Consider the following 12,456-nt stretch of genomic DNA (forward strand, 5'->3'; position numbering starts at 1 on the left):
CCGCCTGGTTCCCGGGGAATTCGCGCCGGGCCTAGGGAGGCCGGTACCGCGTGGTGAACTCCCTTCACGTTGGGCTACGTTGACCGAGCGGGAGAGAACGCCGACGGGGGAGTGGCGGGGGCATGGACGCCGAGAAGAGCGCGCAGCGGATCCTGGACCGCGTGCAGCGCGTGGACGCCGATCCCGGCGCGCTGCGCTGGTTCCTGACCGAGGAGGCCGCCGAGGCCGCCGACGCCGTGCGCCGCGCCGGAACGCTGCCGGACGGGAACGTCCTGCTCACCACCGTCCACGCGATCGCCTACTACGACTGGTGCCGCCACCTCGCCGGCGAGGAGACGGACATGGCGGCCCTCGGCTCCGCGGTCATCGGCTTCCTCGACGTCCACCGCGCCTCGCCCGCCCACGTACCGCCCCTCCTCGCCCCGGTCCTCGCCCTCCTCGCCGGCGAGCCCGCCGGGGCGGACGCCGACCCCGGCGACGCCTACCGGGCGGGTGCCGGAGTCCTCGCCCTGTACACCCGGCACCGCCATCCCGCCCTGCTGCCCGCCGCCGCCCTCCTGCTGCGCCACGCCGTCGCGGGATTCCCCGCCGGCAGCGCGGAACAGGGCACCTGCCTGTCCGACCTCGGCCTGACGATGCTGTACGGATCCCGGGACGGCGGCGGCCCCGGCCTCCTCGCCGAAGCCGTCCATCACAGCCGCGCCTCCGTGGCCGCCGCACCCGGGGAACGGGCCGAACAGGCCCGTCGGCAGGGCAATCTGGGGCTCGTCCTCAAGCACGCGGCGGAGGCCACGGAGGACCCGGCGACCGCGCGCGAGAGCGTCGACGTGCTGCGCGGGACGCTGCGGGTGAGCCTGCCGGGCGATCCGTACCACGCGCTGCACCTCGCCCTGCTCGGCTCGGCGCTCCTCACCGCGGCGGTGGGGCTCCACGATCCCGCGCTCCTTCCCGAGGCCGTCGAGGTCCTCCGCCGTTCCGCCGCCGCGAGCCCGGAGCAGCCGCCGCCCGCCGCGCACCTGAACGACCTGGGGACGGCGCTGGTCACCCTCTCGCTGGCACCGGTGGACAGCCCCCACGGGCAGGACCGCACCGCGCTCCACGACGAGGGCGTCGACACCTGCCGTCGCGCCGCGGCGATCGCGGGCAACCCCGTCGAGGGATCCCTCTACCTCGCCAACCTCGCCCACGTCCTCAACGGACGTACGGTGAAGACCAGGAGCCCGGTCGCCCTCGAAGACGCGCACAGCGCCGCTCGTGACGCCCTGACGGCGGCCCCGTCCGGTCACCCGGCCCACACCCACGCCCAGCACATCCTCTCCGAGGTCCTGCGCACCCGGTACGTCGAGACGGGCGTCCTCGCCGACCTGGAAGCCGCGATCGGGTACGCCCGGAGCGCGCTGGACGCCACCGCGGCCGAGGACCCGCGCCACGGGGAGCGGGCGTTGGACCTCGCCGCCCTGCTCCGTGTGTACGCGGGCGCCGTCGGCGGCGCGTCCGAGGCGCTCGCCGAACCGCTCGCCCTGCTGCGCGGCCTCGCCGCCGACACCCCACCGCACTCGCGCCGCCGGGCGCGCGTCCTGCTCGAACTGGCCAGGACGCTGGAGGCGACGGGCGACGGCGCGGGAGAGACCGCCGAGACGGCCGCGGCGGAGGCGGAGCGGACGTTCAGGGAGTGCCTCGCCCTCACGGACGCCGTGGGCGACGACACCACAGCGGTGACGTACGCCCTCGGGCACGCGCTCGCCTGGCGCGCCGCCGCACACGGCGACAGCCCCCGCCCCGGCGCCGAGGAGCGGCGGCGCGAGGGCATCACCCTGATCCACCGGGCCCTCGGCTCGCTGGACCAGGACGATCCGCGGCGCTCGGAGTACCTGTCCTCCCTGGGCTGCGTGCACCTGGAGCACGCCACCGCGACGCGGGACCGGGACGAGTACGGCGAGGCCGTGCGCCTCCTGCGCCTCGCCGTCGCGGCCGCGCCACCGACCGGCGGACACGACAGGGCGGTGGCCTGCTCGAACCTCGGCGCCGCCCTGATGGGGCTCGGCGGCCTCACCGCCGACGAGGCGCTGCTGGCCGAGGGCGTCCGCGCACACCGCGACGCCGTCGCCGCGACCGCGCCGGGCGACCACTACGGCGCGCACCGCCTCGGCAACCTGGGCGACGCGCTCGACGACCTCGCCCAGTTCCGCTCGGACGTCGGTCTCGCCAGGGAGGCCGTCGAGGTGCTGCGCGAGGCGGTACGGGCCTCCAGCCCCACGGCGCCGGGCAGAGGCGAGAACCTCTCCCGCCTGGGCACCGCGCTGCGCTCCCTGTCCCGTTTCACCGGCGACGACGCCCCGCTCGAAGAGGCGGTCCACTGGCACCGGCAGGCCGTCGCCGTGGCGGAGGACCCGGGCTCCCACCGTACGGACGCCTACGGGGCCGGAACACGGCACACCGCCACGGCGCGCGCCCGGGCGGGCCTCGCCAACGTCCTCGCCGAACTCCACCTCCGCACCTACGACGAGGCGCTGCGCGAAGAGGCCCTGGCCCACTACCGCGCGGCCCTCGCGAGCCCCCATGACCCCGGATCGCGCCACGCCCTCCTCACCAGCTACGGCACCGCGCTCTGCGACCGGGCGGCCGACACCGCCGACGACACGCTCATGGGCACCGCCATCGGCGTCCTGCGCGAGGCGACCGCCGTCGTCCCGGCCGACCACACGGGACGCGCGGGCGTCCTGTCGAACCTGGGGCTCGCGCTGATGCGACGCTCGCGCATGACCGGTGACCGCAGGTGGCTCGACGAGGGCGTGGACGTCCTGCGCCGCGCCGTCCGGCAGTCCCCGCCGACCTCCTTCGAGCGTGCCGCCCAGCTCTCCAACCTCGCCGAGGCGCTGCGGGTCCGGTACGAGGCCACGCACGACCGGACCGCGGCCGACGAGGCGGCGGGGCTGCTGCGCGAGGCGATCTCCCTCGACCACGGCGAGCGGCACGGCAGGGACATCGCCCGGGTCAGCCTCGGCGTCCTGCTGCACCGCACCGCGCTCGGCGCCCCGGACGAGGACACGGACACGGAGCTGCTCGCGGAGGCGAGGCGCGTCCTGGAGGAGGCCGTCGCGGGCCTCGACGACCGCCACCCCCGGCGAACCGTCGCCCTGATCAACCTGGCCGGCGCCTGCATGATCACCGCGGAGCTGGCCGAGGACACCGCCGATCCGGCACTCGAACCGCTGCTCGCCCGCGGGGTCGGCGCCGCCCGGGAAGCGCTCGGCCGGCTCCCCGAGGGCCACCCCCACGAGTCCCACGCGCAATGGGTCCTCGCCCGGGCCCAGTTGGCCCGCGCCCGCCTCGGCGACGGGGCCGTCGACCGTCCCGTCAGGTCCGAGGGCGTCGGGCGGCCGGACCTCGCAGAGGCGGTGCGGCTCGCCCGGCAGGCCGCCCACAGCCCGGTCGCCTCCGTGTCCAAGCGCCTGCTCGCCGCCCGTACCTGGGGAGAGGCGGCTGCCGCCGCCGGCCAGGACGCCGAGGCGCTCACCGGCCACACGTACGCCGTCGGCCTGCTGCCCCGCCTCGCCCCGCGCGGTCTCGGCCGCGCCGACCAGGAGGACCGGCTCGTCGCCGGCACGGGCCTCGCCTCCGACGCCGCCGCGCTCGCGCTGCGGCAGGGCGACCCGGAGGCGGCCCTCACGCTCCTCGAACAGGGGCGTGGAGTCCTGCTCGCCCAGGGCCTGGAGTCGCGCGGCGACCTCTCCCGGCTGCGTACGGCGGACCCGGAACTCGCCGCCGAGTTCGAACGGGTCCGGGACGCCCTGGGCACCGGGCCGTCAGGTCCCGACACGATCCCCACCGATCTCGAACCGGCCGACCCCACGTACTCCGGCCACCGGGCCGGTCTGCTCGCCGAGTCACGGCACGCCCTGGCCCGGACCTGGGACGAACTCCTCGACCGGATCCGCCGGCTCCCCGGCCTCGAAGGCTTCCTCACACCGCCGTCCGTCGCCGAGCTGCTCGGGGCCGCCTCCGGCGGACCGGTCGTCGTGGTCAACGTCAGCCGGTACCGCTCCGACGCGCTCCTGGTCACCGCCCGCGACGGCATCCAGGTCGTCCCGCTGCCCGCCCTCACCCCGCTCGAAGTCCTCGACCGGGCGACGGAGTTCGTCTCGGCGATCGACGACGCCTACGGGGACCGCGGGGCGCGGGAGGCCGTCGCCGCGATGGGAACGCTGTCCGGGACCCTGGAGTGGCTGTGGACCGCCGTCGCGGCGCCGGTCCTCGACCGCTTGGGACTGCGGACCACCCCGCGCGACGGCGCGCCCTGGCCCCGGCTGTGGTGGTGCCCCACCGGCTGGCTGGCACTGCTGCCGCTGCACGCCGCCGGCCGCGCGGGCTCCGAGAGCGTCATGGAGCGGGTCGTCTCCTCGTACACCCCGACGCTGCGCGCCCTGGACCGCGCACGGAACGCGCCCTCACTCGCCGCCACGGCCCTTCCCAGCCCGCTGATCGTGACCCTCGCCGAGACCCCCGGCGCCCCGTCCCTGCCCGGGGCCTCGCAGGAGGCCGAGCTGCTGCGCAAGCTGTTCCCGTCACACGTCGAACTCGCGGGACCCGCCGCCACCGTCGACGCGGTCCGCCGTGCCCTGCCCGCCCACCCGTGGGTCCACTTCAGCTGTCACGGCGTCAGCGAGCCGCACCAGCCCTCCCGGAGCGGGCTGATCCTCCACGACGGACGGCTCACCGCCCACGCCGCCGCCGAGCAGCGCCCCGGCGAGGCGGTCCTCGCCGTCCTGTCGGCCTGCTCCACCTCGCAGGGCGGATTCACGCTCCCCGACGAGTCGGTGCAGCTGGCCGCCTCGTTCCAACTCGCCGGATACCCGCATGTGATCGGCACCCTGTGGCCCGTCGCGGACAAGGTGGCGACCCGCCTGACGGAGAAGCTGTACGGGGCCCTCACGGACGACCTCGCACGGGGCCGCCCGGTCGATCCGGCGACGGCCCTGCACCGCCCGGTCCGCGAGCTGCGCCGGCGCCTCGCCCGCGCCCCGCACCTGTGGGCCGCGCACATCCACACCGGCCCGTGACGGCGGGGGGAGGCTCCCCGCGCACATCCACACCGGCCCGTGACGGCGGGGGGAGGCCCCCCGCGCACATCCACACCGGCCCGTGACGGCACGGGGAGCGCTCCCCGCCGACCCTCGGCACTCAGTCCGACGTGGCCCCGTCGCCCATCGCCGTCCCCGACGGTGCCTGCGGCACGTCGTCCGGCTCCTCCAGGTCGTCGGACGGCCGGTAGGTCCGGCGCTCCGAGAACTCGGCGACCAGGTCGTCCAGCTCGCCCTCGTCAGACGCGTGGTGATGCTGTGTCATGTTCCGCTCCCTCCTCCTGCGGCCGTGCGGGGACGGGCGGAGCCGACGGCCGCAGCAGCACTTCCAGTACGTCGATGTCGGCGGCCCGCAGGTAGACCCCGCCGGTGTCGGGGACCCTGCCGAGGAACCTGCCGTCGGGCGCCATCCGGTACTGGGACTCCAGATAGACGTCACCCGGCTGCGGATAGGCCGACACCGCCGACCTCGACCCCAGCCAACCACCCACCCACAGACCGTTCTTGAGCCGCGCCCGGACGAAACACGACCCACGGTCGCGGAACAGCGCGTCCCAGGCCGTGGGCGTCGGCTCGTACCGCGCCCGTCGGCGCCGCCGGTCGCGGGCGGCCTCCGCCCACGCGACCCCCGAGGGCACCACGACCACCAGGAGCAGCGCCGTGAGCCCCGCCTCCCGGGGATGCGCGAGCACCCCCGCGACCGGCCCCTTCCCCTGCCCCGCGAGCAGCCGGACCAGCCAGGGCCCCGCGGCCACCGCGTACACGGCGTCGAGCAGTGCCCCCGCCGCGACGGCCCGCACGATCCGGTTCTGCGGCTCCTGCTCCGCCGCGACGGCACCGCGCAGATGCTCCCGCGCCGCCTGGTAGAAGACGCCCGGCAGCACCAGCACCAGCAGAATGGTCAGCTGCTGCACCGTCCCCGGAACCATCGTTCCCTCTCCCGTCCCCCACGTCACGACCGCCGGATCACACCGTACGTCCCGAGGAGCCCGACAGGGCGCGCGGGAACGCATGATCGATAGGATGGCGCGATCCGCTGCGCCCGGGGGAGGCTGCCGTCGTGAAGATCGTCCTGCTCGGTCCGGTCGGGGCAACGGCCGACGACGCGTCGCCGGTCGACATCGGAGGCGTCCGCCTCCGCATGCTGCTGGCCAGACTCGCGCTGGAGGGCGGCCGGCCGGTCTCCGTGGACGCGCTCGTCGACGGAGTGTGGGGCGCCGACGCCCCGGCCGAGGCGGGCAACGCCCTGCAGGCGCTGGTCTCCCGGCTGCGCAAGGCCCTGCGGGGCGTCGCCACGCTGGAGTCCGTGGCCGGCGGATACCGCCTGTCGGTACGGGACGAGGACGTGGACGCCCACCGCTTCGAGGAGTCGGCGGCGCGGGGGAGGCGCGAACTGGCGGCCGGGCACCTCGACGAAGCGGCCTCGCGGCTCGGTGCGGCGCTCGCCCTCTGGCGGGGCCCGGCGCTCGTGGACGTCCTGGACGCCCCCTTCGCCCGCGCCGCCGCCACCCGCCTCGACGACGTACGGGCCGCCGCGGCCGAGGACCGCTTCGAGGCCGAACTGCGCCTCGGGCGGTACGCCGAGATACTCGCCGATCTCGAAGCGGCCGGAGCCGAACGCCCGTTGAGCGAACGCCTCGCCGGCCTGCGGATGAAGGCGCTGTCCGCGGCCGGCCGGCAGTCCGACGCGCTCGCCGTGTACGAGGAGATGCGCGGCCGACTCGGCGAGGAACTGGGCGTCGACCCCTCGGCCGAACTCCGGGACATCCACCTGGCGTTGCTCCGAGGCGAGTTGAGCACCCCGGCGGCCCGCCCTGAGGCGGTCCCCAGCCGGCTCCCGGCCCGCCTGACGAGCTTCGTGGGCCGGGACCGCGAACTGGACCGGGTCGCCCGGCTGCTGGCCTCCTCCCGCCTCGTCACCGTCGTCGGCTTCGGCGGAGCGGGCAAGACCCGGCTCTCCCTTGAGGCCGCCACCCGGCACCGCGCCTACGGCCGGGGCCGGGTCTGGTTCGCGCCGCTGGCCGGCGTGGGCCCCGGTGACGAGCCGGCCGACGCGGTGCTCGGCGCGCTCAGCTCCAAGGACGGCCGCCTCTACGACGGCGCGCAGGGCCGGCGCGTCACGCCTCTCGACCGACTGGCCGACCTCCTCGACGGCGGCGAGGCCCTCCTCGTCCTCGACAACTGCGAACACCTCGTCGCGGCGGTCGCGGAGCTGGCCGATGAACTCCTGGCCAGGCTGCCGCAGTTGAGGATCCTCGCCACCAGCAGGGAGGCGCTCGCCATCACCGGCGAGGCACTCTGCCCCCTCGGCCCACTGGAGGTCCCCGCGGCCTCCCGCGAACTCGCCGACGCCGCCGACTCGGCCGCCGTACGCCTCTTCGTCGACCGGGCCGTCGGCGTCCGCCCCGACTTCGCGCTCGACGCCACCACGGCGGGCGCCACCGTCGAGATCTGCCGCCGCCTCGACGGCATGCCGCTCGCGCTCGAACTGGCCGCGGCCAAACTGCGCTCCATGAGCGTCGACCAGATCGCCCGCCGCCTCGACGACCGCTTCCGCCTCCTCACCTCGGGAAGCCGCACCGCGCTGCCCCGGCAGCGCACGCTCCTCGCGCTCGTCGCATGGAGCTGGGACCTCCTCGACGAGCCCGAACGGATTCTGGCGCGACGGCTTTCGGTCTTCCCCGGCGGAGCCACGGTCGCCGCGCTGGAAGGTGTCTGCGCCGACGACACCCTGCCCGCCGACGACGTGGTGTACGTCCTGGGCGCCCTCGTCGAGAAGTCCCTGGTGGTCTCCTCCGGCGAGGGCGAGCCCCGCTACCGGATGCTGGAGACCGTGCGCGCCTTCGCCGCCGACCGGCTCACCCGCGCCGGGGACGACGTCTCCCTGCCGTTCGCCGACCACTTCCTGGCCCTGGCCGAAGAGATCGAACCCCTGCTGCGTACGGGCGAACAGCTCCGCGCGATCGCGGTCTTCGACGCCGAGCACGACAACATGGTGGCCGCGCTGCGTTCCGTCCTCGACGCGCGCGACGCGGCGAGGGCCTCCCGGTTCGTCCGGGCGATGTTCTGGTACTGGGGGATCAGGGGCATGACCACCCAGTTCGAGACCTTCCTCGGCGAGGTCCTGGAGCTCGGCGACGCGCTGCCCGCCGAGGCGCGGGTGGCATTCGGCCTGGTACTCAGCGCGGCCGGCGTCCCCGACGCCGGGGCGCCCCCGGTGCGGGGCGACGTCGACGACGCCGAGGTGCTCGGCTTCCACCCGGCGCTGCCGCTGCTCCGCATGTCGCAGCCGGCGGGTGACGCCGGCCGGCGGGAGCGCGGGCTCCGGCAGTCCCTGAGCTCCCCGGACCCCTGGGTCCGGGCCAGCGCGTACTGGGCGCACGACTTCGTCCTCTCCGAGCAGGGAGACCTGGAGAGCGGCGCCGAGGCGCGGGCCGAGGCGCTGCGCGGCTTCGAGGAGGTCGGCGACCGCTGGGGGCTGGTGATGAGCCTGCTCCCGCTCGGCCGGGACCACTCGCTGAGGGGCGAGTACGGTCCCGCCCTCGCGGCCTTCGAGCGAGCCGTGGCGATCAGCTCCGAACTGGGCACGGAGGAGCACCTCACGTGGACCAAGTTCCGGCTCTCGCAGGAGCGGTCGCGCGCCGGGGACCACGAGGGCGCCCTGCGCGACCTCCACGCGGCCCAGCGGCAGGCCCGGGAGCGGGGCCACCGGCGGGTGGAGGCCGGCCTTCTGCCCCAGCTCGCCTACGCGCACCGGATCGCCGGTGAGTTCGCCGAGGCCGACGAGGCGCTGGACCGGATGGAGCCCCTCGTGCACCGGCTCCCGTACCCCGAGGCGACGAGCCGGGACATCGTCGCCGCCGACCGGATGGCGAACCTGATCGCCCGGGGAGCGGCCGAGGAGGCCCGCGCCCTGCTGCCCAGGGCCGTGCGTGGCTACGGCGCACGGGGCGACAGCAGCGGCCTCACCTGGGTCGCGGAACAGCTCGCGCTCCTGCTCGCCCTGGAGGGCGATCCGGAGGGCGCGGCGGCGGCGCAGGGGGTGACCCGGGCGATCCGCGGGGCGTTCGACCTCGGCGACCCGCAGATGCGGACGCTCACCGCCGACCTGATCACGAAGCTCGGCGAGCCCGCGTACCGCGCGGCGTACGAGCGCGGCGCGGACCTGCCGAGGCAGGAAGCACTGGCGACCCTCAAAGGCACCAAGGGGTCCTGACGGGGCCGGGTCGGCTCACGTCGGGCCGCCCTCACACTGCGTAAGATCATCAATGCGTACCGAGATCGCTGCCCTTTGCTTACGGAAAGGCACGTTGTCCGACACCCAGAAGGAAATGCATGATGCGCCCCATGAAATACACCGTCTCCATCGAGATCGCCCTTCCGCGGGAGAAGGTGGCCCAGCTGCTCGCCGACCCGGCACACCTGCCGAAATGGCTGCGTGGCCTGGTGCTGCACGAGCCACTGAGCGGGGAGCACGGGCAGCTCGGCACCACGTCGCGGGTCGTGATGCGGATGGGGCGGCGGGAGATGGAATGCACCGAGACCATCACCCGCCGGGAACCGGCAGACCTGCGCGAGATCCCGAAGACGAGCGTCGTTCGCTTCGACCGCGAGATCGTCGGCGAGGGCATGTGGAGCGCCGTGCGCGACCGGCTGACCGAAGCGGGCCCGGAAACGACGCTCTGGGAGAACGAGAACGAATACCGGTTCAGCGGCCTTCTCATGAAGCTCGTGGGACTTCTGATGCCCGGCGCCTTCCGTAAACAGTCGCACCAGCACATGCTGGACTTCAAGGCCTTTGCCGAGCAGGGAAAGGACGTCCGCGAAGCGACGGACTGATCTGGCGTGACCGGCGTCCGACGGCGTGGCGTGTTGATCTTCCCATCGTTCGTGGACGGCCTCTGGGGCAGTACGACGTCAAGACGATCACGATGGGGGCCGTCCGGGCCCTCCGGCGCCGCCGAGCGGTCAACACCGAAGCGGAGTGCCTCCGTTGGCGTCGCGGACCGCCCCGGCACCGCCCCCGCGGAGGGGCGCCCGGGCATCCCGGGGGCGTGAGCGTCTGTGCCCCCGCCGTCCCGGAGGGCATACTGGCTGGACGATGACGAACCGATCCGCGCCCCGGCGCCACCTGTCCACCAGCCCCTTCGCGGCTCCCGTCGATCCCGTGATCAAGGAGTTCGCCGTCGGTGACCGCGTCTCCCACGATCGTCACGGCCTCGGGAAGATCATCGGCACGGAGCCGACGGGTGCGCTGCTCGTCGACTTCGGGGCCACCCAGGTCCGAGTCCTCAGCCCCTACAAGGGCATGCACAAGCTCTGACAGAGCTCCGACAGCTTCACGGAATCCGCCCCGGCGCTCAGATCGCGCCGGGGCGGTTCACGTGCCGGTGCCTACGATGGCCCCATGTCAGAACGCGAGGGAACCTCACCTGCGAGCGTCGTGCATCAGCGCACCCCCGGCGCTCCCGAGCTCGCCGCCGCCGCCGGGGTGTTCGCGCTCCTCGCGGACCCGACCCGGCTGCATCTGGTCTGGCTGCTGTCGCGCGGGGAGTCCGACGTCACCGCGCTCGCCGAAGCCTGCGGCGCCGCTCGCCCGGCGGTCAGCCAGCACCTCGCGAAGCTGCGGCTGGGCGGGCTCGTCCAGCACCGGAAGGACGGCCGGCGGGTGGTGTACACCCTGCCGGACGGCCATCTGCGGCGCCTCGTGGTCGAGGCGATCAGCCACGCCGACCACCAGGTGACCGGGGAGCCCTGGCACGACTGAGCGCGACCGGGCACGCCTCAGTACGACCGGGCGCGATCCACCGCAGAGTCGCCCCACCTCCGTTCATGCAACATGTGCGCAAGCATGCACATGACGCTACCGTGGTCCCGACCCCCGGAGCCGAACGAGGGCGGGCCCCATGCTGTCCGTGCTGCGCCACCCCACCTACCGCCGTCTCTTCACCGCGCAGGTCGTCGCCCTCGCCGGTACCGGCCTCGCCACGGTCGCGCTGAGCCTGCTCGCGTACGACCTCGCGGGCGCCGACGCCTCCGCCGTCCTCGGGACCGCGCTCGCGATCAAGATGGTGGCCTACGTCGGAATCGCCCCCCTGATCAGCGCGTTCGCCGACCGGCTACCCCGGCGCACGCTGCTCGTCGCCATGGACCTCACCCGCGCGGCGGCCGCTCTCGCCCTGCCCTTCGTCACCGAGGTCTGGCAGGTCTACGTCCTGATCCTGCTGCTCCAGGCCGCCTCCGCCGCCTTCACCCCGGCCTTCCAGGCGACCGTTCCCGACATCCTGCCCGACGAGCGTGACTACACCCGCGCCCTCTCGCTCTCCCGCCTCGCCTACGACCTGGAGAACCTCTTCAGCCCGGCCCTGGCCGCCGCCCTGCTCACCCTCGTCCCGCCCGGCCTGCTCTTCACCGGCACCGTCGTGGGCTTCCTCGCCTCCGCCGCCCTCGTCGCGTCCGTGCTCCTGCCCACCCCCGCACCGGTGGAGCGGACCGGCGGCGCGTACGCCAAGGCCGCCTTCGGAATCCGGCTCGTCCTGGCCACCCCACGCCTGCGCGCCCTCCTCGCGCTCGATCTCGTCGTCGCCGCAGGCGGCTCGATGGTCCTCGTCAACACCGTCGTCCTGGTCCGCGACGTCCTCGGCCGCCCCGTCGGCGACGTGACCCTCGCCCTCGCGGCGTACGGAGCGGGCTCGATGGCCGCGGCGCTGCTGCTGCCACGCGCCCTGAACCGAGCCGCCGGCCGCGCAGGCCGCGCCGACGACGGCGCACACGGCCGGACCGACGCCCGGGCCGCCGACCGTGCCCACGACCGTGCCCACGACCGCGCAGACGGCCGCGCAGGCCGCGCCGCCGACCGGGCTCACGACCACGCAGGCCCCGCCCACCCCCGCGCCGCCGACCGCGCCGCCGACCGCGCCCTGATGCTGCCCGCCGGGTTCGCCACCGCCGGGGTCCTGGCGCTTCTCCCCGCCGGCCTCGCGGCGAGCCCCGGACCCTGGACCTGGCCCGCGCTGCTCGCCGCCTGGGTGCTCCTCGGGGCCGCGGGCTCCGCGATCCTGACGCCCGGCGGGCGGCTGCTGCGGCGCTCGGCGGGCAGCGCGGACCTGCCCGCCGCCTTCGCCGCCCGGTTCTCCCTCGCCCACGGCTGCTGGCTGATCGCCTACCCCCTCGCGGGGTGGACGGCCGCGCGCGCCGGCCTCCCGGTCGCCGCGGGCGCGCTGGGCCTCGTCGCCCTCCTCGCGGCCGTCGCCGCCCTACGGCTCTGGCCGCGCGAGGACCCGGAAGCGCTGGAACACCGCCACCCCGAGCTGGCCACCGACCATCCGCACCTGGCCGGCGCGGGCCGGTCCCACGCGCACGACTTCCGGATCGA

The 12,456-nt window shown here is 75.2% G+C and carries 7 protein-coding genes and 2 pseudogenes; 7 read left to right on the plus strand and 2 right to left on the minus strand.

Annotated features, from left to right (window positions below):
• Positions 1–122 precede the first annotated feature (122 nt).
• A complete protein-coding gene (locus tag M5362_RS11740; protein WP_260227392.1) occupies positions 123–5,060 on the plus strand; it encodes a CHAT domain-containing protein in 4,938 nt (1,645 codons plus the stop codon).
• Positions 5,061–5,181: 121 nt separating this feature from the next.
• Here the strand turns inward: M5362_RS11740 and M5362_RS11745 are convergent, their stop codons facing one another.
• Together M5362_RS11745 and M5362_RS11750 are read right to left on the minus strand one after the other, a co-directional pair.
• Complete coding sequence (locus tag M5362_RS11745; protein WP_260227393.1) at positions 5,182–5,346, minus strand: hypothetical protein; 165 nt, start codon at positions 5,344–5,346, stop codon at positions 5,182–5,184.
• Positions 5,321–6,010 carry a DUF6338 family protein gene (locus M5362_RS11750; RefSeq protein WP_260227394.1) on the minus strand — a complete coding sequence of 230 codons (690 nt, stop codon included), beginning with the start codon at positions 6,008–6,010 and terminating at the stop codon, positions 5,321–5,323. Before M5362_RS11750 ends, M5362_RS11745 begins: the two co-directional genes overlap by 26 nt.
• A 131-nt stretch (positions 6,011–6,141) precedes the next feature.
• Here M5362_RS11750 and M5362_RS11755 point away from each other — a divergent pair, with 131 nt between their 5' ends.
• The 6 genes and pseudogenes from M5362_RS11755 to M5362_RS33300 all read left to right on the plus strand — a co-directional run.
• Entirely contained in the window at positions 6,142–9,297 is a 3,156-nt protein-coding gene (locus M5362_RS11755; protein ID WP_260227395.1) for a BTAD domain-containing putative transcriptional regulator, read from the plus strand.
• 131 nt (positions 9,298–9,428) lie between these two features.
• The gene (locus M5362_RS11760) at positions 9,429–9,920 is read left to right on the plus strand and encodes an SRPBCC family protein (RefSeq protein WP_260227396.1); all 492 of its coding nucleotides are present in this window, start codon (positions 9,429–9,431) and stop codon (positions 9,918–9,920) included.
• 262 nt (positions 9,921–10,182) lie between these two features.
• Entirely contained in the window at positions 10,183–10,404 is a 222-nt protein-coding gene (locus M5362_RS11765; RefSeq protein WP_260227397.1) for a hypothetical protein, read from the plus strand.
• Positions 10,405–10,488: 84 nt separating this feature from the next.
• Complete coding sequence (locus tag M5362_RS11770) at positions 10,489–10,848, plus strand: metalloregulator ArsR/SmtB family transcription factor (RefSeq protein ID WP_260227398.1); 360 nt, start codon at positions 10,489–10,491, stop codon at positions 10,846–10,848.
• Between the two features lie 139 nt (positions 10,849–10,987).
• Positions 10,988–11,809 (plus strand): annotated as a pseudogene (locus tag M5362_RS33295) (MFS transporter); the annotation flags it as partial.
• Positions 11,807–12,370, plus strand: a pseudogene (locus M5362_RS33300) (MFS transporter); the annotation flags it as partial. The pseudogenes M5362_RS33295 and M5362_RS33300, both read left to right, overlap by 3 nt.
• Positions 12,371–12,456 lie beyond the last annotated feature (86 nt).

The organism is Streptomyces sp. Je 1-79 (assembly GCF_025195125.1).
GTDB lineage: Bacteria > Actinomycetota > Actinomycetes > Streptomycetales > Streptomycetaceae > Streptomyces.